General features: G+C 70.8%; 26 protein-coding genes. 12 read left to right on the top strand and 14 right to left on the bottom strand.

Going from position 1 to position 26,377, the window contains the following annotated elements; translation table 11 throughout:
• Positions 1-603: 603 nt before the first annotated feature.
• On the bottom strand, positions 604-2,208 hold the full coding sequence (locus tag HCK04_RS41045; RefSeq protein ID WP_185948972.1) for a glycosyl hydrolase 53 family protein: 1,605 nt from the start codon (positions 2,206-2,208) through the stop codon (positions 604-606).
• Positions 2,209-2,791: 583 nt separating this feature from the next.
• Here HCK04_RS41045 and HCK04_RS13440 point away from each other — a divergent pair.
• Together HCK04_RS13440 and HCK04_RS43555 are read left to right on the top strand one after the other, a co-directional pair.
• Positions 2,792-4,300 carry a cellulose binding domain-containing protein gene (locus HCK04_RS13440; RefSeq protein ID WP_205830210.1) on the top strand — a complete coding sequence of 503 codons (1,509 nt, stop codon included), beginning with the start codon at positions 2,792-2,794 and terminating at the stop codon, positions 4,298-4,300.
• Between the two features lie 166 nt (positions 4,301-4,466).
• Positions 4,467-5,690, top strand: coding sequence for a cellulose binding domain-containing protein (locus HCK04_RS43555; RefSeq protein ID WP_142647522.1), 1,224 nt, complete (start codon positions 4,467-4,469; stop codon positions 5,688-5,690).
• 12 nt (positions 5,691-5,702) lie between these two features.
• Here HCK04_RS43555 and HCK04_RS13450 read toward each other — a convergent pair whose 3' ends face one another.
• Complete coding sequence (locus HCK04_RS13450; RefSeq protein WP_205830211.1) at positions 5,703-5,825, bottom strand: RICIN domain-containing protein; 123 nt, start codon at positions 5,823-5,825, stop codon at positions 5,703-5,705.
• A 102-nt stretch (positions 5,826-5,927) separates the two neighbouring features.
• Between HCK04_RS13450 and HCK04_RS43560 the strand changes: the two genes are divergently transcribed.
• The 4 genes from HCK04_RS43560 to HCK04_RS13465 all read left to right on the top strand — a co-directional run bounded on the left by HCK04_RS43560 (position 5,928) and on the right by HCK04_RS13465 (position 8,571).
• Positions 5,928-6,053 carry a hypothetical protein gene (locus HCK04_RS43560; protein WP_260617246.1) on the top strand — a complete coding sequence of 42 codons (126 nt, stop codon included), beginning with the start codon at positions 5,928-5,930 and terminating at the stop codon, positions 6,051-6,053.
• A gap of 118 nt (positions 6,054-6,171) precedes the next feature.
• The gene (locus tag HCK04_RS13455) at positions 6,172-6,594 is read left to right on the top strand and encodes a helix-turn-helix domain-containing protein (RefSeq protein WP_142647526.1); all 423 of its coding nucleotides are present in this window, start codon (positions 6,172-6,174) and stop codon (positions 6,592-6,594) included.
• Between the two features lie 172 nt (positions 6,595-6,766).
• Positions 6,767-7,831, top strand: coding sequence for an LLM class flavin-dependent oxidoreductase (locus tag HCK04_RS13460; RefSeq protein ID WP_142647528.1), 1,065 nt, complete (start codon positions 6,767-6,769; stop codon positions 7,829-7,831).
• Between the two features lie 23 nt (positions 7,832-7,854).
• Positions 7,855-8,571, top strand: coding sequence for an NAD(P)-binding domain-containing protein (locus tag HCK04_RS13465; RefSeq protein ID WP_142647530.1), 717 nt, complete (start codon positions 7,855-7,857; stop codon positions 8,569-8,571).
• A 413-nt stretch (positions 8,572-8,984) separates the two neighbouring features.
• Here HCK04_RS13465 and HCK04_RS13470 read toward each other — a convergent pair whose 3' ends face one another.
• Positions 8,985-10,076 carry a glycoside hydrolase family 11 protein gene (locus HCK04_RS13470; RefSeq protein WP_142647532.1) on the bottom strand — a complete coding sequence of 364 codons (1,092 nt, stop codon included), beginning with the start codon at positions 10,074-10,076 and terminating at the stop codon, positions 8,985-8,987.
• Between the two features lie 867 nt (positions 10,077-10,943).
• Here HCK04_RS13470 and HCK04_RS13475 point away from each other — a divergent pair.
• Positions 10,944-12,674, top strand: coding sequence for an RICIN domain-containing protein (locus tag HCK04_RS13475; protein ID WP_142647534.1), 1,731 nt, complete (start codon positions 10,944-10,946; stop codon positions 12,672-12,674).
• Positions 12,675-12,737: 63 nt separating this feature from the next.
• Here HCK04_RS13475 and HCK04_RS41050 read toward each other — a convergent pair whose 3' ends face one another.
• From HCK04_RS41050 to HCK04_RS13500, 5 genes are all read right to left on the bottom strand, one after another.
• Entirely contained in the window at positions 12,738-12,878 is a 141-nt protein-coding gene (locus HCK04_RS41050) for a hypothetical protein (RefSeq protein ID WP_205830212.1), read from the bottom strand.
• 172 nt (positions 12,879-13,050) lie between these two features.
• Positions 13,051-14,250 carry an MFS transporter gene (locus tag HCK04_RS13485; protein ID WP_168065907.1) on the bottom strand — a complete coding sequence of 400 codons (1,200 nt, stop codon included), beginning with the start codon at positions 14,248-14,250 and terminating at the stop codon, positions 13,051-13,053.
• A gap of 167 nt (positions 14,251-14,417) precedes the next feature.
• On the bottom strand, positions 14,418-15,020 hold the full coding sequence (locus tag HCK04_RS13490) for a helix-turn-helix domain-containing protein (RefSeq protein ID WP_142647537.1): 603 nt from the start codon (positions 15,018-15,020) through the stop codon (positions 14,418-14,420).
• A 177-nt stretch (positions 15,021-15,197) separates the two neighbouring features.
• The gene (locus tag HCK04_RS13495) at positions 15,198-15,881 is read right to left on the bottom strand and encodes a response regulator transcription factor (protein ID WP_142647539.1); all 684 of its coding nucleotides are present in this window, start codon (positions 15,879-15,881) and stop codon (positions 15,198-15,200) included.
• Complete coding sequence (locus tag HCK04_RS13500) at positions 15,878-17,128, bottom strand: sensor histidine kinase (RefSeq protein ID WP_142647541.1); 1,251 nt, start codon at positions 17,126-17,128, stop codon at positions 15,878-15,880. Before HCK04_RS13500 ends, HCK04_RS13495 begins: the two co-directional genes overlap by 4 nt.
• A 248-nt stretch (positions 17,129-17,376) precedes the next feature.
• On the opposite strand from HCK04_RS13500, the gene HCK04_RS13505 reads away from it, so the two are divergent.
• Positions 17,377-17,793 (top strand): DUF6223 family protein, encoded by a 417-nt coding sequence (locus HCK04_RS13505; RefSeq protein ID WP_221889914.1) that lies wholly within the window; start codon positions 17,377-17,379, stop codon positions 17,791-17,793.
• A 123-nt stretch (positions 17,794-17,916) separates the two neighbouring features.
• Here the strand turns inward: HCK04_RS13505 and HCK04_RS42285 are convergent, their stop codons facing one another.
• The 6 genes from HCK04_RS42285 to kdpF all read right to left on the bottom strand — a co-directional run bounded on the left by HCK04_RS42285 (position 17,917) and on the right by kdpF (position 24,191).
• A complete protein-coding gene (locus HCK04_RS42285; RefSeq protein WP_260617247.1) occupies positions 17,917-18,237 on the bottom strand; it encodes a cellulose-binding domain-containing protein in 321 nt (106 codons plus the stop codon).
• On the bottom strand, positions 18,222-19,136 hold the full coding sequence (locus HCK04_RS42290) for a hypothetical protein (protein ID WP_240971391.1): 915 nt from the start codon (positions 19,134-19,136) through the stop codon (positions 18,222-18,224). The genes HCK04_RS42285 and HCK04_RS42290 overlap by 16 nt, the downstream gene beginning before the upstream one ends.
• A 290-nt stretch (positions 19,137-19,426) precedes the next feature.
• Entirely contained in the window at positions 19,427-20,299 is an 873-nt protein-coding gene (locus HCK04_RS13515; protein WP_142647545.1) for a potassium-transporting ATPase subunit C, read from the bottom strand.
• Positions 20,300-22,390 (bottom strand): potassium-transporting ATPase subunit KdpB, encoded by a 2,091-nt coding sequence (gene kdpB / locus HCK04_RS13520; RefSeq protein ID WP_142647820.1) that lies wholly within the window; start codon positions 22,388-22,390, stop codon positions 20,300-20,302.
• Between the two features lie 50 nt (positions 22,391-22,440).
• Complete coding sequence (gene kdpA / locus HCK04_RS13525) at positions 22,441-24,102, bottom strand: potassium-transporting ATPase subunit KdpA (protein ID WP_142647547.1); 1,662 nt, start codon at positions 24,100-24,102, stop codon at positions 22,441-22,443.
• A complete protein-coding gene (kdpF, locus tag HCK04_RS42295) occupies positions 24,102-24,191 on the bottom strand; it encodes a K(+)-transporting ATPase subunit F (protein WP_142647549.1) in 90 nt (29 codons plus the stop codon). The genes kdpA and kdpF overlap by 1 nt, the downstream gene beginning before the upstream one ends.
• 377 nt (positions 24,192-24,568) lie before the next feature.
• Between kdpF and HCK04_RS13535 the strand changes: the two genes are divergently transcribed.
• From HCK04_RS13535 to HCK04_RS13550, 4 genes are all read left to right on the top strand, one after another.
• A complete protein-coding gene (locus HCK04_RS13535; RefSeq protein WP_168065909.1) occupies positions 24,569-24,715 on the top strand; it encodes a hypothetical protein in 147 nt (48 codons plus the stop codon).
• Between the two features lie 62 nt (positions 24,716-24,777).
• Entirely contained in the window at positions 24,778-25,044 is a 267-nt protein-coding gene (locus HCK04_RS13540; RefSeq protein ID WP_142647551.1) for an SAV_915 family protein, read from the top strand.
• Positions 25,044-25,247 carry a hypothetical protein gene (locus tag HCK04_RS13545; RefSeq protein ID WP_142647553.1) on the top strand — a complete coding sequence of 68 codons (204 nt, stop codon included), beginning with the start codon at positions 25,044-25,046 and terminating at the stop codon, positions 25,245-25,247. The genes HCK04_RS13540 and HCK04_RS13545 overlap by 1 nt, the downstream gene beginning before the upstream one ends.
• Before the next feature lie 23 nt (positions 25,248-25,270).
• Complete coding sequence (locus HCK04_RS13550) at positions 25,271-26,299, top strand: DNA-processing protein DprA (RefSeq protein WP_142647555.1); 1,029 nt, start codon at positions 25,271-25,273, stop codon at positions 26,297-26,299.
• The last annotated feature ends 78 nt before the right edge of the window (positions 26,300-26,377 follow it).

Raw genomic sequence — 26,377 nt, forward strand, 5'->3', positions numbered from 1 at the left:
ACGACGTCCCGTCCAAAGACGGCTCGCAAAACCTTCCGGCTGTCGTCGCGGCGTGCAGTCCAGGTGTACGGGCCGGGTGTGCAGGCCAGAAGGGTCGCCGGCAACGCGGGCTCCGTGAAGGCTGGAAAGGTCACGCCCGGCACGAGGGCACCGCGACGGCCAGAAGCGTTGTGCCCGGAGATGATTCGCAGAGGCTTCCGGGCTGTCGCCAGGGGCGTACGGTCCAGGTGCGCGATCCGGAGGTGCAGGCCGGAAGGGCTCGCCGGCAACGCAGGCTCCGTGAAGGCTAGAGAGGCCGCTCCCCGGTATAAGGGCCACCACCCGGCTCACCGCGTACGCCGCAGCCCGGCTCAAGCGGGACGACCTGGCCGCCCGGGTGTGGCAGGAGTTCTACACGGGCGACGGCTACGGGCCGGACCTGCCGTGGCGGGCAGAGAAGGTCGCCTCCACGCTTCAACCCGACGGAGCAGGCCCCGTGGGTGTCCACCAACGCCACCGCCCAGTACGGCCTGGCCGCCGTCAAGAACCTCGCCCTGATCGGCGGCCTGATCCCCGATCCGTGACCCGGGTGGTCCCAGGCGGACCACCCGGGTCACGGGGGCTTTACGGCGTCCAGCGAACGTTGGGGTTGAGGCGGCCGTTCCTGTCGAAGATCGCCTGGTTGTCCCAGCCGTCGCCGGAGCCGTTGATGTCGGCCGGGTCCCAGCCGTTGCCGGGCACGGCGTACCAGGTCGGCTCCCAGTAGAAGACGCCGATCGCGCCCGCGTCGCGGGCGGTTGTCTGCACCGCCGTGAAGTTGGCCGCCTGCCCCGCGGGCGTCGCCTGATATCCGGAGCACGGCTCGGAGGAGGAGATCACGTTGGGGGTGCCGTCGCCGTTGGCCGTGGTGTAGGGATAGGCCGTCTCGGCGAGGATCACGTCCTTGCCGTAGCGGGACTTCATGTCGGCGACCACGCCCGCCATGTTGGGCATCGTGCCGTGCCAGTAGCAGTAGTACGACAGGCCGGTGATGTCCCACGACACGCCCTTGGCCCTGATGCCGTCGTAGAACCAGCGGGCGTTCGCGTCGCTGTCCGCGTCGGCGGTGTGGATGATCACCTGGGTGCCGGAGTTGCACGCCTTCGTCGCGTTATAGCCGGCCTTGAGCAGCAGGCTCAGGTTGGTGAAGTCGTTGTTGACGACCTTGCCGTCATTCCACAGCATGCCCACGTTGATTTCGTTGCCGATCTGCACGCTGTCAGGGGTGGTGCCCTGCGCCTTGAGGCTGGAGCACACGTCGTAGGTGTAGTTGTAGACGTCGGTCTGCAACTGGCCGATCCCGTGGCTCGCCCACGCCGCCGGCTTGTACTGCTTGCCGGGATCCGCCCAGGTGTCGGAGTAGTGGAAGTCGACCAGCAGCTTCAGGCCCTTGGCCTTCACGGTCTTGGCGTACTGCAGCACCTTGGCCTTGTTGTTGTAGCCGCTGGCCGGGTTGTTCCAGATCCGCAGCCGGACGTAGTTCACCCCGATGTCCTTGAGGATGTCGAGCGGGTCCCGCTGCGCGCCGGACGCGTCGTAGTACCTCGCGCCCAGGTCGCCGGCACGCTGCAGGGTGGACACGTCCGCCCCCAGCATGGTCAGCCTCTTCCCGCCCGGAGACGGGCTCGGGGACGGGCTCGGGGACGGGCTCGGGGACGGGCTCGGTGACGGGCTTGGCGACGCGCTCGGTGACGGGCTCGGGGACGGGCTTGGCGACGCGCTCGGAGGCGGGCTCGGAGACGGGCTCGGAGACGGGCTCGCGGTTGGGCTGGGTGAACCGGTCACGCCGCCCGTGCACGGCGTGCCGTTGAGGGTGAAGCCCGTCGGCGCCGGGTTGCTCCCGGACCACGAGCCGTTGAAGCCGAAGGAGACGCTGCCGCCGGTGCCCACCGACCCGTTGTAGGCGGCGTTGGTCGCGGTGACCTGCGATCCGCTCTGGGTGACGGTCGCGTTCCACGCCTGCGTCACCTGCTGCCCCGCCGGATAGGACCACACGAGCGTCCACGAGGAGATCGGGTCGCCCAGGTTGCTGATCGTGATGTTCGTCCCGAAACCACCCGGCCACTCGCTGCTGACCGCGTAGGTGACACTGCACCCGCTCGCCGCCGAGGCCGGTGACGCCGCGACGACACCGGCCCCCGCCATCATCGCCGCCGCGCACAGCGGCACAGCGAGACCACGTCTCTTCATGTCTCTCCCAGCCTCCACAGGACACGGATCGTCCCCGCCGTACGCGGGGCACTCCGGTAGGGCGGGACATCGGGACACGTCTCCGCCTCACGAGGTTCTGTGAACGTGCACAGTAGCCCACCAGCGGCCTGCCGAGAAGCGTCGGCGCATAAGCACAAAAAGGGGCCCCAGAGGCGACCGTTTAACGGTCGTTGACGTCGCACGGGACAACTCTCATCCTGTGAACGTTCCCAGACCTGATGTCCCCCGTCCTCGCGTCCGTCCGTCCGGAGGCCCACGTGGGAAGACCCCAGCGTCACGACCGTTCGCGGGCGAGCATGACCTGCGGCGCGACCCGCGTTCCGGGCCGGTGGGACCCGCCTCCGGAGCGACCGGAAGTACGCCGCGCGCGGCGCCGGCCCGGAAGCGAATCGCCTCGTCCACATGAATGTTTCACGTCCCGCGCCCCGGCGGTCCGGCGAACGAGCCGATGAACGACCATCGCCCCGGCAGACCGGCCTCCCTCGCCCACGCGTACGCCCGCCCAGGGGTACTGACGCGTTCGACCCCCTCGGCGAACCCACCCCAGGAGAAACGGAGCGCCATGAAACCCATGCGCCTCGCCGTCGTGGCCGCCGCTCTCGCGACCGCGCTCGTCACCGTACTGACCGCCGCGCTCGCGATCATGGTCGCGGCGCCGCCCGGAGCCCAGGCCGCCGCAGGTGACGGGACGCCTGCCGACCCGAACATCCGCTTCGTCGGCCGCTGGGACGTCCGCGACGGCTCCGCCTACGTCCCGGGGTGGGCCGGTGCCTACCTGACCACCGGTTTCACCGGCACCACCGTCAAGCTGAAGCAGCGCAACGCCATCGACCTCTACTACAGCATCGACGGCCGCCCCGACGTCTACCTGCAGAACGTGCGGGGCACGGTCGACCTCACCCCCACCCCGCTCCCGGCCGGCGACCACACCCTGCGCGTGTCCTACCGCGTGGTGGCGGGCTCCTACCACGGCGACGCGGTGTTCCAGGGCCTGGTCCTCGACCCGGGCGCGCGCACCCTGCCCGCGCGTCCGGCCGGCGGCATGGTCGAGTTCGTCGGCGACTCCATCACCGTCGGCACCACCACCTCGAAGAACGCCCTCACCGCGTACGGCTGGCTGGTCGGCGAGCAGCTCGGGCTCGACCACATGCAGGTCGCGGAGGGCGGCGCCTGCCTGGTCACCACCGCCGACGGATGCGTCGGCCTGGACCGGCGCTTCGTGAAGGTCAGCGCCGTCGACGGGGCCCCCGACCACGACTTCTCGCGCTACCAGGCGGACGTCGTCGTGATCAACCTCGGCACCAACGACGTGGGGCACGGCGTGTCCACGGCCCAGTTCCAGGACTCCTACACCGGCCTGCTGCGCACGATCCGCGGCAAGTACCCGAGGGCCGCGATCCTGGCCCTGCAGACCTTCCGCGGGCGGTTCGTCCCGCAGACCCAGGCCGCGGTGCGGACCGTCAACGACGCCGGTGACCGCAACGTCTTCTTCGTTCCCACGGACGGGTGGGTGCCGCCCGACGGCCTGTCCGACAACGTCCACCCCAACGACGCCGGGCACCGCGCCATCGCGGCCAGGCTGGCGCCGATCGTGGCCGACCACCTCCCGCCGCGCACGACCCCTACTCCGACCCTCACCCCCACCCCGACTTCCACACCCATCCCCACGCCCACCCCCACGCCAAGCCCGAGCCCGACGCGGACACCGACCGCCTCCCCGTCCCCCAGCACCACACCGGGCGGCCCGGCCGCGGCGTGCGAGGTGCGCTACACCGTGACCAACCAGTGGCCCGGCGGATTCCAGGCCGACGTACAGGTCACCAACACCGGGTCCGGCACGGTGAGCCCGTGGGCGCTGCGCTGGACCTTCCCCGACGGCCAGCAGATCGGCCAGGGATGGAACGGCACGTTCACCCAGACCGGGCCGACCGTCACCGTCACCGGGCCGTCGTGGAGCCCGGCGCTCGCCCCCGGTGCGTCCGCGACCGTGGGCTTCACCGCGACCTGGAACGGCGCCAACCACGCGCCGGGCTCCTTCACCCTCAACGACGCCGGATGCCGGGCCGTATAAGCCCGGGACGCCGGGCCGTACAAGCCCGGCAGCGCCGGATGCCGGGCCATATGAGCCCGGCGACGCCGGCCGCCGCACCCGCCCGGGGGCGCGGCGGCCGGTGCGACCGGACGGACCGCCGTCACACGGTCCGGCAGACCCCGACCCGGAGAAAGCGAGAATGCCGATGAGCACGTTGAGGCGACGAGCCGCCGCCCTGGTCACCTCGGCCGCGGCCGTGCTGACGGGAGCGCTCACATGGGTGGCGGGCGCGGCGCCCGCCGACGCCGCCACCGGATGCGCCGTCACCTACCGGATCACCAACCAGTGGCCCGGCGGATTCGGCGCGGACGTCACGGTGACCAACCTTGGCGACACGATCAACGGCTGGACCCTCGGCTGGTCGTTCACCGCGGGCCAGCGGATCACCCAGGCGTGGAACGCGGCGGTCACCCAGACCGGGTCCGCCGTCACCGCCGTGAACGTGGACTACAACCCCACCATCGCGAGCAACGCGTCGGTGAGCTTCGGGTTCAACGGCTCGTGGAGCTCCGCCAACCCCGCACCGGCGAGCTTCACGCTCAACGGGGTCACCTGCACGGGCGGCGTCACCGGCTCCCCCAGCCCCAGCCCCAGCGCCTCGCCGACCCGCTCCCCCAGCCCCAGCCCGACACCGAGCCCCACTCCGGCCCAGGGGCGGATCACCGTATGGCTGGCCGGCGACTCCACCGTCGCCAACAGCTCCGGCGCCCCCATCGTCGGCTGGGGCCGGGAGCTCGGTCAGTACCTGACCACGAACGCCACCGTCGTCAACAACGCCGTCGGCGGCCGCAGCGTCCAGACCTGGCTGTACGAGTCGGCCGTCACCAACAGCATGAACTCCAGCGGCGAGTGCGCGCTCAGCTCGACCGCCTACGCCTCCCGGTGGCAGTCGATGCTCGACGCCTCGACCGGGATGAAGGCGGGCGACTATCTGTTCATCCAGTTCGGCATCAACGACGGCGACCCGTCCTGTCCCCGCCACGTCGGCGCCGCCCGCTATCGCGAGCTGCTCACCACCATGGTCCGCGCCGCACAGCAGCGCGGCGCGAACCCGGTGCTCGTGACCCCGGTGGCCGCCCTGACCTGCAGCGGGAGCACCGCCACTCCCAACCGCGGCTTCGTCACCGACACCTTCACCGTCGGCTCCGCCACCGGCGCCCCGGTGATCGACCTCCATAAGTTGAGCTACACGCTCTACAACAGCCTCCACTTCTGCCCGTTCAACGGCGACTACACCTCGGGCCCGGTCGGCGCCTTCTTCGCCAACGACCACACCCACTTCGAGGCCGCGGGCGCCCGTCAGATCGCCGGCCTCGTCGCCGGTGCCGTACGGGACCAGGGGCTCGGCCTGGCGGCCTACCTCCAGTAGGCCGCCCGCGGGTCACGACTCGGTGCGGGTCCACTGCTGGTCGGTGCCGCTGCCGCAGGTGTACTGGATGACGGTCGCCCCGTCGGCGGTGGAGCCACTGGCGACGTCGAGGCGCTCGCCGCTGTTCTGGCTCACCAGCCGAGCAGCAGTGGCGGCGGGTGCCGGCCGCCGCAGACGTCTTCAGCCGGTGACCCACGGCCGCGGATCGCCATCTCGACCACCGTGTGGCGGGCGGTCATGGGCACGCTGGCATCGACCGGCAGGAGGATCGGCACGGCACTCGGGTTCGTCCCCGGCGACGACCCCGGTATGCCGGCCGGTGAGGCCGCCACGCTGCGTCGCTACGTCAGGGCCGCTATGTGAGGCATGCCGTTACGTGACCGAGCCAGGGTGGTCACATTTCGTCACCGATGTACGCTTTGACGACCTCTCAGGGCGACAGAATGTGATCACCTCGGGTGACGGAGGAGGCGGGAGCCCTATGTCCCACCAGGCCGAGGCGGACAGGGTGCTGCGCTCGCTGGGCAGATCCTGCCTGGAGCACGACCCGGACGTCCTGCGATCCGTGCTGGACCGGATCGGCGACAAGTGGAGCCTGATCCTCATCGGGCTGCTCGGCAACGGGCCGATGCGCTTCACCGAGCTGCTGCGTACGGCCCCCGGCATCTCCCGCCGCATGCTGACGCTGACGTTGCGCGGCCTGGAGCGTGACGGCCTGGTCAAGCGCGTGATCTACGCGGAGGTCCCGCCCCGGGTCGAGTATGAGGTCACCCCGTTCGGACGCACCCTGTCCGAGCCCGTCCTGGCGCTCACCCGGTGGGCGGCCGACAACCAGGACACGATCCGCGCCAACCGCCACGCCTTCGACACGGCGGCCGGCGCCGACCCCGACGATCTCGGCTGAGCCCCCGGCCGGTTCCCTTCATGTGACCAGGGTTCGATTGAAGTTACCGATCATCGGCGTGTAACCAGGTATCCGCACGTCATCGAGGCCGGCGGGGAGCGCTGCTCCATGCCGCCGGCACACGTACGGGGAGATGATCGATATGTCTGGCATGCCGGGACGGGGAGACACCATGACCGCCGGCGAAATCGGCCACCCACGCTTCGAGCTGGGACTCAACTCGTTCGGGGAGGTGGCGACGGACGGCGGGCGCGTGCTCGACGACGCCGAGACCGTACGCCTGCTCGTGGAGGAGGCCCGGCTCGCCGAGTCGGTGGGGCTCGACGTCTTCAGCGTCGGGGAACACTACCGGGACGGGCACAACGACTCCGCGACCCCGGTGCTCCTCGCCGCGATGGCCACCGCCACCCGGCGCATCGGGCTCGGCACGTCCGTGACGGTGCTGAGCACGAACGACCCGGTGCGGCTCTACCAGGAGTTCTCCACCCTCGACGCGGTGTCGGACGGCCGGGCCCGGATCGTGCTGGGCCGCGCCTCCGTGACCGAGTCGTTCTCGCTGTTCGGCTACGACCTGGCCGACTACGAGCGGCTCTTCGAGGAGAAGCTCGATCTCTTCCTGCGGCTCGAACGCGAGGAGCGGGTGACCTGGTCGGGCACGGTGCGGGCGCCGCTCACCGGGCGGCTCCTGCATCCCCGGATGCGGCCGGGAGGCATCCCCACCTGGATCGGCGTGGGGGGCAGCCCCGACTCCGTGGTGCGCGCCGCCCGGCACGGCCTGCCGCTCATGATGGCCATCATCGGCGGACGGCCGCAGCGGTTCGCGAGGAACGTCGAGCTCTACCTCACGGCGCTCGGCCGCTTCGGACACCCCGAGCTGCCGATCGGCCAGCACTCGCTCGGCCTCGTCGCGGACACCGACGAGGAGGCCGTCGAGACCTGGTGGCGCTACTGGCGGCCGGTGGTCGAGGACTTCGCGGCCGAGCGCGGCTTCTACGCGCCCGACCGGGAGCGGTACGAGGCCGAGATCGAGCACGGCGCGCTCTTCGTCGGATCGCCCGAGACGGTCGCCCGCAAGATCGTCAGGATGGCCCGCGACCTGCGCCTGAGCCGTTTCGACCTCAAATACGACATCATGCACCTTCCTCGCGACGCCCGCGCCCGCACGATCGAGCTGCTCGGCCGCGAGGTCGCCCCGCGCGTACGCGAACTGCTCGCCGCGGACGCGGTGCACGCGTGAGCCGCCGGCGATCCGGAGCGACCATGAAACCCGGCGACGTCCGCACCATCGGCATCCTCGGCGCCGGCAAGGTCGGCACCGTGCTGGCCCGCCTCGCCGTCGCGGCAGGCTACCGCGTCCTGATCGCGGGCTCCGGGGAGGCCGCACGGATCTCCCTCGTCGTCGAGGTCGTCACGCCCGGGGCGGTCGCGGTGACCGCGGCGGAGGCGGCGTCAGAGGCGGACGTCGTGGTGCTGGCCCTGCCGCTCGGCAAGCACCGCGACGTCCCCGCCGAGGCGCTGCGGGGCAGGCTCGTGCTCGACGCGATGAACCACTGGCCGGAGGTGGACGGGGTGCGGGACGACCTCACCGACCCCCGCACGTCCTCCAGCGAGATCGTTCAGGCGTTCCTGTCGCGTTCCCGGGTCGTCAAGGCCTTCAACCACATGGGCTACCACGACCTGGAGGAAGGCGCCCGTCCCACCGGCGCTCCCGGCCGCCGCGCGATCGCCATCGCGGGCGACGACCCGGACGACGTCGAGGTGGCCGCCTCGATCGTGGACGCGCTCGGTTTCGACCCGGTGGCCGCCGGCCCGCTCGCCGAGGGCGTACGGATGGAGCCGGGAACGGAGCCGTTCGGCGCGAACGTGGGCGCGGCCGAGCTGCGCGCGATGCTCGGCCGTTTCCCCGATTCGCAACGCGGCCGCGAGGTGCTACGCGCACGCGGCGGGCTGATGTCGTCGCCCCGCCCCTCACGCTGATCGGTCGCTGACCAGCGTGATCCCGCGTCCACGACGCCGGCCGTACAGGAAACGGGAACGACCTCGAGCGCAGGCTTGATCTGCTCGACAGGTAGCGAGCATCCGCACGAGCCGGGCCCGGCCGACCGCGCCTGTAAGTGCCGCCTCCGGCAGCCCTTCCGGAGGCGGCACGGGCGGAGGGGCACGGTCGGAGGCGGCACGGGCGGAGGCGGCATGGCCGCGTCAGGCGACGGCGGTCCCCTCAAGCTCGACCATCAGGCCGGGGATCGCCGGCCGGGTCACCCCCGCCGGCAGACGCGGTTCCGTACGGCACGGGCGGTTCCGTCCGCCGGGGTGGTTTCCGCCAGAGGCCGGACGTGCGGACGGGAGCGGGGCCCGAGGGCGCCCGCTCCCGCCACGCTGTGTGGTGCTGGTCAGCCGGTGGTGCAGGCCGAGCCGTTGAGGCTGAAGGCCGAGGGGTTCGGGTTGTTGCCCGAGTGGGTGCCCTGGAACCCGAACGACGTGCTGGCGCCGGGGGCCAGCGAGCCGTTGTAGGACATGTTGCGCGCGGTCACCGACGAGCCGCTCTGGCTCACGGTGGCGTTCCAGGAGTTGGTGATCTGCTGGCCGCCGGAGAACGACCAGGCCAGCGTCCAGCCGTTGATCGTGCCGCTGCCGGTGTTGGTGATGTTCACTTCGGCGGTGAAGCCGTTGTTCCACTCGTTCTTGGTGTAGGACACACGGCACGGGCCGGTGTTGCCTCCCGGCGAGGACGGCGAGACCGTGGGCGAGGGGCGGGGCGAGGGCGAGGGCGAGGGCGAGGGCGACGGATCGGTCGTGCCGCCGATGGTGATGTTGGAGTTGCCGCTGCTCTGGTAGCCCTCGGTGGCGAGGATCTGGTAGTCGTGGCTGCCGAGCGACATGCCGGCGCGGGCCCAGGCGTCGAAGTGGTTGCCGATGGTGATGGTGCCGCCGGTCCGCTTCTGCTGCCGGACGCTCCAGTACTGGTTGAACGTCCGGGTGCCCTCGATGGACGGCGCGTTGTAACGCGTCGTCTGGTAGATGTCGTACGTGCCGCCGTCGGAGGTGACGGTGCCCTTGTACGTCCCGGTGGGCCGGTAGGTGCCCCAGTTGTCGACGATGTAGTACTCCACCAGCGGGTTCCTCGTCCACCCGTACAGCGCCAGGTAGGCGTTGCCCGACGGGTTGAAGCTGCCCGAGTAGGTCACCGTACGGCGCCCGCCGGGGTTCCAGCCCTTGCCGGCGACGAAGTTGCCGGTGTTGCGCCAGGAGGTGCTGTAGTTTCCGCCGGAGCCCAGCTCCATGGAGACCGTGCCCTGGCTGTCGGTCCAGAACGAATAGAAGTATCCGTTGTTGGTGCCGGTCTGGTTCGTCGTCACGGCCGCGTTGGCGACACCGGGCAGCAACGCCACGGCAGCGGCCAGCGCCACGGCGCAGACACGGCCGATGAACAGCCGTACGCCGCCGGACCCGCGGCTTCTCATCCGGACGGGAAGGTGATTCATGTACGCGCCTCCTCCTCAACGGGCCGACGGCGGCCGGAGCGACGTGGTGCCGACGGCCGGGGTGGCGGCCCCCGCAGCGCCGCGGCGGAGGTTGGCCGGTCGTCACACGGCCGCCGATCTGAGGACCCTGTCGCGGTCCGCGATCCGGATCGACAGCGGTCGAGACCCTTCGTAGCGGGCGAAATTATCGGACAGACGGCGAAAGTGTCGGCTCGAACCTGCGGGGCTGTCAACGACGCGGGTAAAGCCGCTTTCACCCCGCAGGTCGTCTCGACAGATCGGCCCTGGTTACCGGCGACATACGACGGAACGGACGCCGGCGAAGGCGATGAAAGTTACGTGAAATCCTCCGGGCGAATCAGGGTCACCCCAGGCGGGACGGCGGCGATCTCACGTCCTGAGCTCCGAGATCTTACGGCAGGATGCCCAGAAAGCTATCGCGATATGAGCGAAATTTTCACGCTCACTCATCCCGAGCGTCGCCGGTGAAGCCTCCCGGCATGCGCCCGCTCGGCCGACGAGGAGCCTCCGGCGGCGGGCGGCCGGGGAAATCCCCTGGCCAGGCCGGTTTTCGCGGAGGCTCGCCGACGCGATCGTACGGCTCGATTCCGGCGTACGCAATCCTTTGCCTCCACCTCTGCGGTGGTCCCGATGCCCCTGCTGTCCACGTCGGGAAATCGTGTGCAGAAAGAAAGCCGCATGGCGGACAGTCTTGACGGCCGGACAAGTTCATCGTACGTTTCCGGCTCGGAAAACCTTTGCGCACAGTTGCTCAGCCCGGGTTGTGCGCCCCGCGTCATCCTCGTCGCCCGCCGACGCCCCCGCGGTCCACTCCGCGGACACCCCCACACTCCCCAGGAGAGACGCATGAAGACGACCAGATCCAGAGCCGGGCAGGCCGCCGCCCTGCTCACCTCGCTCGCCCTCAGCGCGGCCGGCGCGACCCTCGCCGCCGCCCCCGCCGGCGCCGCCGCGAGTCCCTCGACCACGCTGGTGGTCAACGCCGACCAGCCCTTCCGTCCGGTGACGCACGTGGCGAGCGGCTCGCTGTACGGCCTGGCGGACGCGTCGACGCCGGCGGACAACCTCGCCCAGGCCATCAAGCCGAACACCTTCGTGCAGAAGCCGCAGGGCGGCAGGCAGCAGCCGACGGGCGACATCCTGACCGTCGCCCCGAAGGCGGCCAGGGCCGGCGCGAAGGTCGTGAACCGGCTGTCCGACGTGTACGCGGGCTGGCCATACCAGTTCAGCTGGAGCAACTGGTTCAGCCTGGTCGACCAGCAGATCGCGCAGACCAAGGCGTCCGGCATCACCAACCTCGCCGCGTACGAGCTGTGGAACGAGTCGGACAACACCTGGAACTCGGCGAACGGCACCTTCGAGGACTTCTGGACCAGGACCTACCGTGAGGTGCGGGCCAAGGACCCGACGACCCCGATCCAGGGGCCGAGCTTCTCGGACAACATCAGCGACATGGACAACTTCCTGAGGAACGCGGTCGCGACCAACACCGTGCCGGACATCATCGCCTGGCATGAGCTGATCAGGTCCTCGAAGATCGCCGGCGACATCGCCACGGTCGTCAACCTCGAGAAGAAGTACGGCATCAGCCCGCGTCCGATCGCCATCGAGGAGTACGCCGCCCCATCGGAGGTCGGCATCCCCGGCGCCCTCGTCGGGTACATCGCCAAGTTCGAGCGGCTGGGCGTCCACGACGCCGAGCTGGCGTTCTGGAACCAGTCCGGCACGCTCGGCGACCTGCTCACCGGCCGCGGCGGCTCGCCCAACGGCGCCTACTGGCTCTACAAGTGGTACGCCGACATGAGCGGCAACATGGTGACGACCACGCCGCCCGCGCAGACCGGCATCGACGGTGCCGCGGCGATGAACAGCGCGGGCGACCAGCTCAGCGTCATCGTCGGAGGCGGCTCCGGTGACAGCGCCGTGGCGATCAACGGGCTCGGCTCCTTCGGCGGGACCGCCCATGTGAAGGTCGAGTACACCCCCTCCCCCGGCCGTACGGTGGCCGTCTCCGGACCCAGCACGCTGGCCGAGTCGAACTACACCGTGAACAACGGCTCGATCACCGTGCCCATCCCGGCGATGAACGCCACCTACGGATATCACCTGGTCGTCACTCCGGGCAGCGGCGGCGGCAACCCCGGCACCTCGCTGGCCGGGTCGTACCAGATCAGGAACGTGAACAGCGGCCTCGCCCTGGACACGCTGAACTCCGGCACCGGCCAGGGCACCCTGGTCGACCAGGCCACTCCCTCGTCCAGCGCCACCCAGACGTGGACCCTCGTCGACAGCGGCTCCGGCCTCTACAAGATCGTCAACAGGGCGAGCGGGCTGCTCCTCGGCATCACCAACATGAGCACCGGCAACGGCGGTACGGCCCTGATCTGGGGTGACAACGGCACCGCCGACCATCTGTGGTCGTTCCTACCGGACGGGAACGGCCGCTACAAGATCCGCAACTACAACAGCGGTCTGCTGCTCGGCGTCAACGGCATGAGCAAGTCGCCCGGCGCCCAGGTCCTCCAGTGGGAGGACAACGGCACCGCCGACCACCTCTGGACCCTCACGGCCCGCTAGCGGCGGCTCGTCCCCGCCGGCCGGACCCGGCCGGCGGGGATCGTGCGCGTTCGGCCCGCGGGGTCAGATGATCGGGGGGCGGCCCGCCAGGGTGAGCCGCACCACGGTGGCCCACGACATGGGGCGGCGCTGCCCGTGCCCTCCCTCGGGCCGGTCGTTCATGGTGAGCACCACCACGTCGACGGTGGCCCTGTGGCTGGACATCGTGTCGCGTCTCCCGGGTGGGCGTGGCGTACGGACACGAGCAGGGAACGCGTCATGCGCCGTTCCCGTCGCGTCGACCCGCCCACCCTAGTGGCCGTCGCCTGCGTCTCCGGGCCGAACACGAAGGAAAAGCGGCCGCTCGGTCTCGTGATGGCTCCCGCAGCACCGGACCTCATGCAGGGTGGTGACGATCCGCCGGGTCTTCGCGGGGTGTGGTGGCCGCGCGGATCGATCGGGTGCCGAGGGCTACCCCGGTGGCGGCGATTTCGGCGATCGCGCAGGCGCCGAACGCCGCGTGGAGGCTGAAGCGCTCGACCATGACGGCGAAGACGGTGTAGGAGACGGGCACCAGCCCGAGGGCGGAGAAGCTGACCAGTGCCATGACGCGCCCCAGGTAGGCATGGCCGGTGTTGGCCTGGACGACTCCGAGGAGCAGTGCGCCCGCGGGTCCCGAGGTGAACCCGAGCCCGGCGGCCGCGACGGCCGCGAGCGGGAGGCCGGGCACGAACGGCAGCAGCGCGACGAAGGCGGCGCCCGCGGCGACCCAGCGCAATCCCGTGACGGCCGGTTTGCGCGCGGGCGGGAGAGCCACGAGAAGCAGCGCACCGGCGACGGCTCCGATGCCGAATCCGCTGATGACGAGGCTGAAGCCGGTCGCGTTCCACCCACGGTTTTCGGCCAGCAGCGCCACGCCGACGTTGAGGGGGGCGGAGAGCGCGAGATTCAAGGTGGTGACGACCAGCAACACGGGGCCGAGGACGGGTGTGGTGGCGGCGTAGCGCAGTCCGGTCCACAGGGACGCGAACAGGTTCTCCTTTTCACGAGGGTTCTCCGGCTCGTCCGGCTGCGGTCGTACGCGGAGCCGCAGGGAGCGCAACAGCAGCAGCGCGGCGGTGAACAGCGCGGCGTTGGCGGCGGCGGCCAGACCGGGGCCGCCGGCGGCGACGAGAATCCCCCCGAGCGGAGCCCCGAGCACCGTGGCCGTTCGTTCCAGAGTCTGGACGAGTCCCTGACCTGCGGGCAGCTGCCGCGGCTGCAGCAACGCGGGCGGCAGCGCCGCTGCGGCGGGCATGTGGGCGGCGTCCAGTGCGCCGAACAGCAGCGCCACCCCGATCAGCAACCAGAGGTGCGGCGCGGATGCCGTCACCACCGCGACGGCGAAGGCGAGCATGAGGGCGGCGCGCAGCGTCTGGCTCGCCAGGGTCACCCGCAAGGGACCGTAGCGGTCGGCGACCGTCCCCCCGAGCAGGATCAGCACCGCCCGGGGAACGGACGCGGCCGTCATGACGAGTGCCGCCTGCCGGGGGTCTCCCGTGCGGGCCGCCGCCCAGCCCAAGGCGATGAACCAGATCTGGTCGCCCACCAACGACATGCCGAACCCGGTGAGATAACGGCCGAAGCCCGGCGCGCGCAGTACTCCCGCCGGCCGCTCAGTCCGCTGCCGTCCGGTAGGGCTCAGGGGCCGTGGCAATCGTCGTTGCGACCTGCTGTCGTGCGGCATGGCGGTGTTCCTGGGGAGAAGGGGGATGAGGTCTGGGCCTACCGGGGCTCGGTGCCCGTGTCGCTCGCGGGTGCGGACCCTGCGATGGGAAAGGCGTGCAGGAACAGGAACACGTGGTCTCGACCCGGGCCGTCGGGGCGTCCGGCCCATCGTTCGATGACGGCGTCGAGTTCCCTGCCGAGCTCGCGCAGCTCGTCGGGTGTGAGGCGGAGCACGCTGTCGGTGCTCTTCGCCGCCGACGCCCAGGCGGTTCCCCAGCGCTGCGGACCGTCGGCCAGCCATTCCTGCAGCCGATCGATGTGGCGCCCGATGAGCACCCGCTGCGCGGTCGCCGCCACCTCCTGCGCCCCCGGGCTGTCCGCGAAGTCCTCCGGGGACCAGCGGACGCCGCCCGGTATCGCCCGCCACCAGCGCTCCCGCCCGTCCTCGCACAGGTCGGGCGCCTCCTCGATGAAGCCGTGGGCGGCGAGCCTGCGCAGGTGGTAGCTCAGCGAGCCGGGCGCCCCGGGGACATGTCTGGCCAGTTGGGCGGCGGTCGCCGGCCCGTCCGCCACCAGGACCTCGTACAGCCGTAGCCGTGCGGGGTGGGCGATGACCTTGAGGACCGTTGGGTCGGTGATCCGGCCCGTCTTCTTGCTCACGCCCGACAGCGTAGCAAATCCACGAGATAATTTGCGCAAATAAATTTGTGCTTCCGCCGCCCGCAGTCGTCAAGAGGTGCGGTTGCCGCACCTGCGGCGCCCACCTGAAACGCCGGTGCGGTGCGGGCGGTGGCGGCACGGCCCCCAGCCGCCGCACGAGCGCGACCCGGCCGTGCCTCACATCGCGGGGCCGACCAGTCCTGTCTGATAGGCGATGACGACCAGTTGCGCGCGGTCGCGCGCGCCCAGCTTCGCCATCGCGCGGCTGACGTGGGTGCGCGCGGTGGCCGGGCTGAGGAACAACTCGGCGCCGATCTCGTGGTTGCTCAGCCCCCGTCCCACCAGGGCCAGCACCTCGCGCTCGCGCTCGGTCAGCACCGCGAGGCGGTCCTCCCCCGCCCGGGCGGCCGTTCGCAGCGCGGCGAACCGGCCGATGAGGCGCCGGGTGATCCGCGGCGCGAGCAGCGCGTCCCCGGCGGCGATCACCCGGATGGCGTGCAGGAGCTCGGCAGGCCCGGCGTCCTTGAGCAGGAAGCCGCTCGCCCCGGCCTGCAGTGCGTCGAACACATACTCGTCGGTGTCGTAGGTGGTGAGGATGAGCACCCGCACCTGCTCCAGCCCGCGCGTCTCGGAAATCCGGGCGGTCGCCTGGATCCCGTCCAGCCTGGGCATGCGGATGTCCATGAGGACGACGTCGGGGCGGGTGGCACGGGCCCGTTCGACGGCTTCGGCGCCGTCGGTGGCCTCCCCCACCACCGTGATGTCGTCCTCGATGTCGAGCAGGACCTTGAACCCGGAACGCACCAGACGCTCGTCATCGGCGATCAGCACCTTGATCGGTGCGGCCTCGGCCGCGTTCATGCGCGCGGCCCGGTCGGCGCGAGGGGCAGGCGTGCCCTGACCTCGAACCCGCCGCCCGGAAGCGGCCCGGCGTCGAGCTCTCCGCCCAGCAGCCGGCAGCGCTCGCGCATGCCGGCGATGCCGCGGCCGGGCCCGGCCGAGCCTGCGACGCCGCTCGGATGCCGGGCGGGCAGGCGCGGATCAGCATGACCTGCGGCGGCGCGGCGGCCCTCATCGGTGACGCGGATCTCCAAGGCCTCGATCCCGGGGTTCAGCTCCACCGTCACCTGGGTCGGGCCGACGTGACGGACCACGTTGGTGATCGATTCCTGGACGATCCGGTAGGCGGCGCTGCCCACCGCGCTCGGCAACGACGTCGCGGGCGGAGCCTCCTCGACCGTGATGTCGAGTCCGGCCTCGCGCGCCTTGGCGGCCAGCTCGCCGATCTGTCCCAGCCCGGGGTACGGCTCCCGCCCCTCGTTGTGGTCGCCGTCGTCGTCACGGAGCACTCCCAGGATGGCCCGCATCTCCCGCAGCGCCCGGGAACTGTGCTCCTCGATGGCGCGCAGCGCCTCGCGCGCCACTTCCGGCCGCTTGTCGAGCACGTGCGCGGTGACACCGGACTGGACGTTGATGACCGCGATCGCGTGCGCGACGGTGTCGTGGACCTCGCGCGCGATCCGGAGCCGTTCGGCGTTCACGCGCGCCCGCGCCTCCTCCTCGCGGGTCCGCTCGGCCAGCTCGGCGCGCTCCCGGGCCTCGGCCGCGATGACCTGCCGGGACCGGACGGACTCGCCGAGGGCCGCGCTCATGACCGACGCGCCGATGCGGAAGTACACCCAGCCGATGGCGGCGCGTGGCTCGATGCCGGACGCGGCGACCAGCCAGACGGCGGTGAGCACCGCGATACCCGCCCCGGCGATCACCAGCGACCGGCGCCCGTCCCCGTACGCGGCAAGCGTGTAGAGGGCGGCGAAGAGCCCGAGCCAGCCCGGCCCGTCCGGGAAGCCGAGGCCGTAGTACACCAGGCTGGCGAGCGCGGCGGTGACGAACACCGGCACCGGCCACCGGCGGCGTACGGCGACGACGCCGCCGCTCACGACCAGCAGGACATATCCGAGGTTTCCCAGGTCGGTGAGGGGACGCTGCACCACCTCGCCGGCGTTGCGGACGATCGTGCCCTGCACCTGCGCCACCGTGACGAACAGCGCGAGCAACACGTCCTGCGCCGGTGCCGGCAGGCGCAACGACGCCACGCGGTGTTCCATGCCGCGATCCTACGGTTCCGCGTGTGCGGGGCCACTCCGCCCGGACGCGCGGCCGCCCTACCGCCAGGGGCGTACCTGGGTCCGGCCCGGCTACGCGGAACCGCGTAGCCGGTGCCGACCGCTGCCGGAAGCCCCGGCCGCCCCGGCGGCGCGACGATCGGTTTCCGTGAGGCCCCTCCCGGGCGCTCCGCACCGGCGCCTCGGCACGCGCATGCCGCGGGCCCGTTCAGCCGACCGAAAGGATCCCCATGTCCCTTCTGCACCTGCCCGCCGCCGCCACCGCCGCCCTGCTCACGATCGCGGGGCGCACCACACCGGCGGCCGCGCGCTTTCTGGTCCAGCCGGTCGGTGCCTACACCCTGACCACCGGGCGTCTCTGGGCCCTGGCGGCGGCGCTGCTGGGGCTGGCCGGCGTCGTCGTCGGCGGGCTGGCCCTGGCCCGCGCCGCGGGCCGAATCGGTGCAGGCACCGGGAGAAGGGGGGCCGTCGTGGCCCTGGCGGCGGGGCTGACCTGCACGATCATCGGCGTGCTGGTCGTGGCCGCCGCCAAGGGTGGTCCCGGCACCGGCTACGGCATCGTCGGGGGCTGGGTGGACCTGGTGGCCGGGCCGATCGCCATGCTTCTCGGCGGGCTCGCTCTGACCCGCTCCCGCCGCACCGCCTGACCTGGTCCCGTGCCGGCGCCCATGGTGTTCTCCAGGCACCGCCTCGGCGGAGACGACCACCCTTGAGTCATCGTCGGTTCCGGGCGGCGCGAGCGCGCGCGTCGGCCGGGGCCGGTCGCGGGGTCACCTCCGTACGCAGGGGGCGCCGTTGAGCGTGAACGTGCCCGGGGCGGCGTTGGATCCGCTGTAGCTCGCCTGGAAACCGAAGCTCGCCGTGCCGCCGTTGGCCGGGATCGCGCCGTTCCAGCTCGCGTTCTGCACCGTCACCCGGGTGCCGGACTGGGTGGCGGTGCCGTTCCAGGCGTTGGTGATCTTCTGGTTTCCGGCGAAGTCGAACACCAGGGTCCAGCCGTTGAGCGCGCTGCTCGTGCCGTTGGCGATCGTCACGTCAGCGGTGAAGCCGCTCCCCCAGTCGTTGGTCTTGTACGTCACCGTGCAGGGCACCGACGTCGGCGTAACCGAAGGAGAGGGAGACGGGGCCGAAGGAGAGGGAGACGGGGAGACGGACGGGCCGGCGGAAGGAGACGGTGACGGCGACGGTGGCGACGGGGACCGGCTGGGCGAGGCGGACGGAGACGCGCTGGGAGACGCGCTGGGAGACACGCTGGGAGACGGAGAGGGCGAGGCGGTGGGTGACGGGGAGGGCGAGGCGGCGCCTCCGCTCTTGGCCGCCATCCGGGCCGAGTGCGCCCGGAACACGGCGAGCGCCGGGTGATCCCGCTGTAGTGGTTCGTGCGGTTGAGTGCGTAGTCGACATAGTTCTTGTACTGGGTGAAGCAGCTCGGGCACTTGGTCTTGTCGAAGAAGACGGCGCGCCCGGGGTGCCCGCCGCTCAGGCCCTCCCACCTCAGCCGGGTGTCGATGCCGCCGTACGCCTCCCAGTAGTTCTCGAACACCGGGATGAGCCGGATGTCGTGCGCCTTGGCGGACTCGATGACGTAGTCGAACAGCGCGAACTGCTGGTCGTTGTACACGCCCTTGCCGGGCTCGAACCCGTGCCGGCTCTCATGGCTGAACATCCACAGCCGCAGCACGCTCACCTTGTCGGCCTGCAGCTCGGCCATGTGCGCGTCGATGCGCGCCTTGTCCATGTACTGCGTCTCGGTGTCGCCGTAGCTGCCGCCGTAGGTGAACACGTCGTAGGTGTTCGCGCCCGCGAAGTAGTACATCTTGCCGTCCAGGCAGAAATGGATGCCACACCGCTGCACGAAGCCGGAGCTCGCCGCGCCGGCGGCCGTGTGGGAGAACGCCACCATGCCCGCCGCCATGCCCGCCGCCATGCCCGCCGTCAGGGCGAGAGCCGGCGACACGAGCAGGTGGAGTGGGCGTAACCCTCGTCTCATGGGGACTTCCTCATCGGGCGTACGTACGGGAGCGTTCGCACCGAATACGCCCGGAGGCCCTCTCCGCAATCACGCCGCCCGGCCCGATCTCCCCACATGCCTTCTCACCTGTGGTGAACCGGTTAGTGCCAGGACCCGGCCGATGAAAGTTACACCTGCCTGCACCGGTTAAGCGGGCGCCCCGTCCACCGGCTCCAGACGCCGGACGTTCGCCACCGGGCGGTCGTGGGTCCTGCCGGCCCCGGGTGCCGCGCCGCGGTGGACGCGCGGCCGCCCGAGCGCCCTTCAGCTCATCTCTTCAGCCTGTCGAGATCCAGGTTGAGCTCCAGCACGTTCACGCCGGGCTCTCCCATGAACCCGAGCGCCCGGCCGGTCGTGTGCCGCCTGATGAGAGCTCGTACGGTGTCCAGGCCGACGCCGCGCTCCCTGGCCACCCGTGGGGCCTGCAGTTCGGCGTACGCGATGGAGATGTCCGGGTCGAGGCCGCTGCCGCTCGCGGTGACGGCGTCCGGCGGGACGACCGCGCGGGCGTCGCCGCGCACCGGCACAGTGCGCCCGGCCGAGTAGTCCTCGCCCGGCCTGCCGCACTCGACCTTCACCCCTTCGTAGACCGGGACGAACGGCGTGGCGGGACAGGCCTGGTTGACGCTGACGACCTTCGTGGGTGTGCCGGCGGCGGGGAAGACCTTGAGCACCGCGCCGACGCCGTCCGCCGTGCAGTACGGCCTGGCCCCGCTGACGCCCTCCAGTTCGCCGATCGCCTTGGACCGGGCGCACACCTGGGTGAGCAGGCTCTGCCTGCCGGTGTCGGGGTTCCCCTCGTCGTCCTTGGCGCCCGGCACGGGGAGGGTGTCGAGGACGTCCTCCGGGCCGAGGTTGCTCGCGCCCGAGGCCGACGGATCGTAACCGCTCGCGGATGGGCGGCTCTGGAAGTACGTTTTGATCGGGTTGCCGTCCGCGTCGGTGAAGCTCTGGCCGATGAGGGCGCTGCCCACATCCTTGCCGCCCTCCTTGAGGAGGGAGCCGTCGGCGTTGCCGTTGAACACGGCCTGCGCGACGCCCGTGACCAGCAGCGGGTATATCGCGCCGGTCACCAGGGTGAGCACGAGAAGCGCGCGCAGCGCCGCGATGTGCCGGCGGATCCAGCTTGGCAGGCGTTCCATTTATGACATCCCCGGAAGGAACATGATGAGCAGGTCGATGAGCTTGATGCCGATGAACGGGACGACGATCCCGCCGAGGCCGTAGATGTAGAGGTTGCGGCTGAGCAGTTTCGACGCGCTGGAGGGGCGGTAGCGCACGCCGCGCAGGGCGAGCGGGATCAGCGCGACGATGACCAGGGCGTTGAAGATGACCGCGGACAGGATGGCCGACTGCGGGCTGTGCAGCCGCATGACGTTCAGCGTGTCCAGGCCCGGATAGACGGCGGCGAACATGGCCGGGATGATCGCGAAATACTTCGCGATGTCGTTGGCGATGGAGAAGGTGGTCAGCGCACCCCGGGTGATCAGCAGTTGCTTGCCGATCTCGACGATCTCGATGAGCTTGGTCGGGTTGGAGTCGAGATCGACCATGTTCCCGGCCTCCTTGGCGGCCGAGGTGCCGGTGTTCATCGCCACCCCCACGTCGGCCTGGGCCAGCGCCGGGGCGTCGTTGGTGCCGTCGCCGGTCATCGCGACCAGCCGCCCGCCCTCCTGCTCCTTGCGGATCAGGGCGAGCTTGTCCTCCGGGGTCGCCTCGGCCAGGAAGTCGTCCACGCCCGCCTCGTCGGCGATGGCCTTGGCGGTGAGCGGGTTGTCCCCGGTGATCATGACGGTGCGGATGCCCATCCGGCGCATCTCGTCGAACCGCTCGCGCATGCCCGTCTTGACGACGTCCTTGAGGTGGATGACGCCGAGCACCCGGGCCGTGCAGCCATCGATCTCGCCCACCACGAGCGGCGTGCCGCCGGAGGCGGAGATCCCGTCGACCAGCTGCCCGACGTACGCGGAGGGCCGGCCGCCGTTGTCGCGCACCCACCTGATCACGGCGGCCGCGGCGCCCTTGCGGACCCGGCGCCCGTCGACGTCGACGCCGGACATGCGGGTCTGCGCGGTGAACGGAATCCAGCCGGCGTGGGCCAGCTCGCCCGGCCGCCGTTCGCGCAGGCCGAAGGTGTTCTTGGCGTAGACCACGATCGAACGGCCCTCGGGGGTCTCGTCCGCCAGGCTGGACAGCTGCGCCGCCCGCGCGAGCTCCATGACGGGCACACCGGGCACCGGAAGGAACTCGGCCGCCTGCCGGTTGCCCAGGGTGATCGTGCCGGTCTTGTCGAGCAGCAGCGTGCTGACGTCACCGGCTGCCTCGACCGCGCGGCCGGACATGGCCAGCACGTTGCGCTGCACCAGGCGGTCCATGCCGGCGATGCCGATGGCCGACAGCAGCGCCCCGATCGTGGTCGGGATGAGGCAGACCAGCAGCGAGATCAGCACGATGCCGGTGACGCCGTTCCCGTTCAGTGCCAGGGAGTCGGGGATACCGGGGTTCTGCGCCTTGGAGTAGATCGCCAGCGGCTGCATGGTCACCGTGGCGATCAAGAAGATGATCGTGAGTGCGGCCAGCAGGATGTTGAGGGCGATCTCGTTGGGGGTCTTCTGCCGGTTCGCACCCTCGACCAGGGCGATCATCCGGTCGATGAAGCTCTCCCCCGGCTTCTGGGTGATCCGTACGATGATCCGGTCCGACAGAACCTTGGTGCCGCCCGTGACGGCCGAGCGGTCGCCGCCGGACTCGCGGATCACCGGTGCGGACTCCCCGGTGATGGCCGACTCGTCCACGCTGGCGATGCCCTCGACCACGTCGCCGTCGCCCGGGATGATCTCGCCGGCCTCGACGATGACATGGTCGCCCTGCCGGAGTTCGGGGGCGCCCACCGTCTCCCGGCGCCCGGGGTCGGCCGGGTCCGGCAGCCGCCGGGCCATCGTGTCGCGCTTGGCCGCCCGCAACGTGGCGGCCTGGGCCTTGCCCCGGCCCTCGGCCACGGCCTCGGCCAGGTTGGCGAACACGACGGTCAGCCACAGCCAGACCGCGATCGCCCAGGCGAAGAACGAGGGATCGGTGAGCGCGAGCACGGTGGTGAACGCCGCGCCGACCTCGACGATGAGCATCACCGGGTTGCGCCACAGCGTGGCGGGGTTCAGCTTGCGCAGGGCCTCGGGCAGCGACCGCACGAGCTGCCTGGGGTCGAGCAGACCACCGCCCACCTTGCCGCCCATCTCCGGAGCGGGTGCGGGAGCCGAGGTTTCCGGCGCCTGGAGCACTGTCATCACTGGATTCCTTCTGCGAGCGGGCCGAGCGCCAGAGCGGGGAGGAAGGTCAGCGCCACGACGATGATCGTCACGCCGACGACCATGCCGACGAACTGCGGGCGGTGGGTTGGGAGCGTGCCCGCCGAGGCCGGTGCGGGGGCCTGCCTGGCCAGCGAACCGGCGAGGCCGAGCACGAAGACGATCGGCAGGAACCGGCCGAAGGCCATGCACAGCCCGAGCGCGGTGTCGTACCACGGGGTGTTCACGGTGATGCCGCCGAACGCCGACCCGTTGTTGTTGGAGGCGCTGGTGAACGCGTAGAGCACTTCGGACAGGCCGTGCGGCCCGGAGTTGAGCATGCTCGCCCGCTGCCCGGGCGAGGCCATGGCCAGGGCGGTGCCCACGAGCACGAGCACCGGCGTGGTCAGGAAGTAGAGCGAGGCCAGCTTGATCTCGCGCGAGCCGATCTTCTTGCCCAGATACTCCGGCGTACGGCCCACCATGAGACCGGCGACGAACACGGTGATCACCGCGAGCACGAGCATGCCGTACAGGCCCGCGCCCACCCCGCCGGGCGCCACCTCGCCCAGCATCATGTCGACCATCGTCATCATGCCGCCGAGCGCGGTGTAGGAGTCGTGGAAGGAGTCGACCGCGCCGGTCGAGGTCAGCGTCGTGGCCGCGGCGAAGGTGCCCGAGTCGGGCACGCCGAACCTGACCTCCTTGCCTTCCATCGCGGCGCCGACCGCCTGCGGAACGGTGCCGTGATGCGCGATCTCCAGCCCCGTGAGCAGCGCGACGCTCGCGAAGGCCAGCACGCCCATGATCGCGACGATCGCGTAGCCCTGCCGCCGGTCGCCCACCATGCGCCCGAACGTGCGCGGCAGCGCGAACGGCAGCACGAGGATCAGGAAGATCTCCAGCCAGTTCGTCCAGGAGGTCGCGTTCTCGAAGGGGTGGGCGGAGTTGGCGTTGTAGAAGCCGCCGCCGTTGTTGCCGAGCTCCTTGATGACCTCCTGGCCGGCCACCGGCCCGCCGGTGATGCCCTGCGTGCCCCCGGTCAGCGTGGCGACCTCGTGGACGCCCGCGAAGTTCTGGATCACGCCGCCGGCCACCAGGAGGAGCGCCCCGGCGAACGCGATCGGCAGCAGGACGCGGACCGTGCCGCGCACCAGGTCAGCCCAGAAATTGCCGAGCTCGTCCGTCCGCTTGCGGGCGAAGCCGCGCACCAGGGCGATCGCCACGGCCATGCCGACGGCGGCCGACACGAAGTTCTGCACCGCCAGGCCGGCCATCTGCACCAGGTGGCCCATCGTGGACTCACCCGAGTACGCCTGCCAGTTGGTGTTGGTGACGAAGCTGACCGCGGTGTTCCACGCCACGTGGTCCGCCACCCCGGGAAAGCCGAGGCTCAGCAGCAGCTTGTCCTGCAGGCGCTGGAAGGCGTAGAGGAACAGGATCGAGACGGCGGAGAAGGCGAGCACGCTGCGGGCGTAGACGCTCCACCGCTGCTCGGCGTCCGGCCGTACCCCGATGAGCCGGTACATCACTCGTTCGACGGCCAGGTGCCGCGTGCCGCTGTAGACGCGGTGCATGTAGTCGCCGAGCGGCCGGTGCGTCAGCACCAGGACGACGACGAGGGATCCGATGAACAGGATCCCGGCCGTGGTGGGCGACATCAGAAACGCTCCGGGAACAGCAGGGCCGCGACCATGAAGACCACCAGGCCGGCGGCCACGACCAGACCCACGGCGTTGACAGCGCTCACAGGCGCTCCACCGCCTTCACCACGAGCCCGCAGATCGCGAATATCGCGACCGTCAGGGCGACGAAGATGACGTCGGCCATCTCACTTCCTCAAATCCGGATGCTTGCCCGGCCGCCGGACCGGCGGCCCTTTAACCAGCAAAGCGCCTGCTCTGAGGGGTCTTGAGGTTCTTGACGCGTTCGCTACGCCGAGCGCCGGAACATCTACGCCACTCCTACACCGCTTCCACGCCGCTTCCACGCGACCGGGCATGCCCTCGTAGTCGCGCGTTCGAAGGCGGCGGACGCCGCCGTTGCCGGTCGACGGGCGACGGGCGACGGGCGACGGGCGACGGGCGACGGGCGACGGGCGACGGGCGACGACCAGCACGGTGAGACGTGCTCGACGCCGCGACCCGGGCCGCTGAAGACGTGCTCGACGCCGCGACCCGGGCCGCTGAAGACGTGCTCGTCACCGCGACCCGGGCCGCGGCGACGCATCAACGTCGCGTCAGCTTTCGGCGGCAGGGCGTCGGGATTCCGTAGTGACGGCGTTCCCGCTGGTCGCGTGGCGCCTAACGTCGCCTTCGTTGCTCCCTCCGGAAGGCATGACAATGCTCGAAGATCCCTTATATGTGCCGGTCCGCCGCAGCTCGTTCTCCCTGGCGCTACGCCTGTTCCGGACGGCCGCGGGCACACGGACGGCCGTGGCCTTCACCTCGCCGCTGCGGCTGACGAAGGTGCTGGGCAGCGACCATGGCTGGGTCCGTCTGAGCGAGCCCGCGCTGCGGAGCATGCTCAAGGATCTCGGCGTGATCGGCATCGTGATCGACCCCGCCGGCCTGATGAGCCGGCCGAACTCCAGGACCGCGTGATGTGCATCCTCCACCAGACCCTCGATGACCAGTCCACAGAGCCGCCGACGGCCGGGAGCCCGCTGTCGCGCCGGGAGGAGAACCGCATCGGTCTCCCGCGCGACCTCGACCGGCAGGACCCGCCGTACGGCGAGGGCGGGATGGACGTCGAGGACGGCGAAACGACGCCGCCACGCCGCGACCCGGTCGTCGCCACTCCCTGAGGCGCTCCCCGGCGTAGCAGGCGTTGAACGCCTGGGACTCCGCCGGAATCGGGGTGCACGCCTTCTTCGACCCCGACTACCCGAGCCGACTGCGCAGCATCCACCAGACGCCGCCGGTGCTTTTCTCACGCGGCACGCTCCGGGCGGACCACCGTGCGATCGCAGTGGCCGGCACCCGGCAGGCCAGCGAGCGAGGACTCGGCATAGCCTCTGCGGTGGCCACTGACCTGGCTCGAAATGGCGTGACAGTGGTGAGTGGTCTCGCGAAGGGGATCGACACCGCCGCCCATCGAGCCGCGCTGGACGCGGACGGACGGACGGTCGCCGTTATCGGAACGGGAATCAACCAGTTCTATCCCGCCCAGAACCGCGCACTGCAGGAACGAATCTCCTGCGATGGCCTGGTCATCAGCCAGTTCTGGCCGGACACTCCGCCGCACCAGCGCAACTTCCCGATGAGAAACGCCGTGATGAGCGGCTACGCGGCGGCTACCGTCGTGGTCGAGGCTCCGTGGAAGAGCGGTGCACGCATCCAGGCCAGGCTCGCATTGGAGCACGGGCGGCCCGTGATCATGCCGGACCAACTGCTTGAACACGACTGGGCCCGCGACTACGCGAAAAAGCCCGGCGTCCATGTTGTCGCAAGCCTGGGTGAGCTTCTCGATGTCGTGGAAGGATTGATCTCGGAACTGAACACCGGCCCCGATTCTCTTCCGGAGATCCCCACGGATCACCACCCTTGCGCCGCGAAAGCGGCCCACGTCGACCGGTGGAGCCACGTGGCGGTGGTGCCGAGCACGAGAGGACGGTCCGGCGAACATCCGCTGCGCCTGCTGATCGGGAACAGGCTCCGGCTCCCCTGGGTGCGGCTGACCGCGAATTCGGCGCTCCCCCCTGACCTGCGATCTTTTCACAGAGAGCGCTTCTCGGTACCCGATCCGCCTGACGGCTTTCCGGGTGCCGTGTGCTGCTCGTCGACGACACCTGGACGACGGGAGCCCGCGTCCAGCCCGCCTCGCACGCTCTCAAGCAGGCAGGAGCGGAACGCGTAGCTGCGATCGTGCTCGGGCGGCACGCCAACCCGGAGTTCGGCCCCTGGGAGCCGATCCTTGGGAAGATCAAGAACCGGC

Origin of the sequence: Microbispora sp. CL1-1 (assembly GCF_012034195.1) — a bacterium.
GTDB lineage: Bacteria > Actinomycetota > Actinomycetes > Streptosporangiales > Streptosporangiaceae > Microbispora.